The 1,139-nt window shown below is 56.2% G+C and carries 2 protein-coding genes; both read left to right on the forward strand.

Translation table 11 applies throughout. The annotated features are described in order from the left end of the window. Positions 1 to 615, forward strand: a 615-nt coding sequence (locus AC1DQP_RS20780; protein ID WP_478052469.1) for a hypothetical protein, incomplete at its 5' end; no start/stop codon positions are given. A gap of 83 nt (positions 616 to 698) precedes the next feature. Next, on the forward strand, positions 699 to 1,139 hold a 441-nt coding region (locus AC1DQP_RS20785), incomplete at its 3' end, for a type IV secretion system protein (protein WP_478052470.1).

Below are 1,139 nucleotides of genomic sequence, written 5' to 3' on the forward strand. Positions count from 1 at the left end.
TTCCAGGACATCGCGGAGTTTGCCAAGGAAAACACCCGCTGGATCAACCTGATGAAGGAATACACCAACGCGCTGGTTACGGTGCAGGGCATCATCAATAATTTCGGCCTGTCGCCGTCAGCGACCCTTACGCTTGTCCCCAATGACTACATGGTGACCGAGTCCTGCGGTCCGCGCACGGACATGAGCGTCACCGGAATGTTCGCTTACTTCGTATTTGATGCGAAGGGCGACGTGAAGGCTCAGCAGCGGCAGATTTGCGTCAACATCCGGATGATGCAGAACCGCAAGTACAACGACTCGGTCCTCTTCATCAAGGAGACGGTGCCGCTTATGGATTCCTCTTTGAAAGCGATCGAGGCACTGCGCCAGGGCAGCAAGCTGCTGGGCAACGTGACAGCGGTTGATAGCGACTCCATGCGTACCGCGAATGATCTGGCGGTTCAGGCACAGGCCTGGCAGGCACGCATGCAGTCCTATGACGCCTACATCGAGGTAATGGAGGCCAATCAAAAGGTGGTCGCCCAGGCCGCGCTGAAGGGCGATCCAAGCAAGCAGTTGATCAGTGATCTTGTGAAGACCACCGCGTTGAAGACGGCGCTCAGCGTTCACTGAGCTGGCGCCATGAATGTGTAGACAGGCGCTGCAAAGCAATGCGGCGTTTCATGCAGTAACGGAATTACCAAGGGATTGTGGAAATGACGATCAGGTGGCTGRCCAACTTTGATTTCTCAGGCGGATTGCAGGATCTGCTGGGCTACGCTGTGCGTGTCCAGTCGATCGGTGACTTCGTCTTCTTCAAGCTGATCATGGATTACCTGCGCGACAGGATCAGCGACTTCGGCATCGAGCTGATGGGTCGCATGATGGCTTGGGTAGGCGGGATCGCCCTGATTCTGATGACGCTCTGGGTGTTGATCCAAGGCTATCGAATCGTTACCGGTCGCAGTCGTGATTCGATGATGGTGCTCGTGACCAACATGGCGCGCGCGGCCTTGATCGTCAGTGTGGCCACCAGCATGGCCATGTTCGGCAGCAACCTGCAGGAATTCCTCAACGAGGATGTGAAGGGTCTTATCACCCACGTGGTGACGGGCAAGGATGAAAAGCCCGAAGACCAGATCGACAAGAGCCTGGCA

This window comes from Stenotrophomonas sp. P5_A8 (assembly GCF_056400545.1).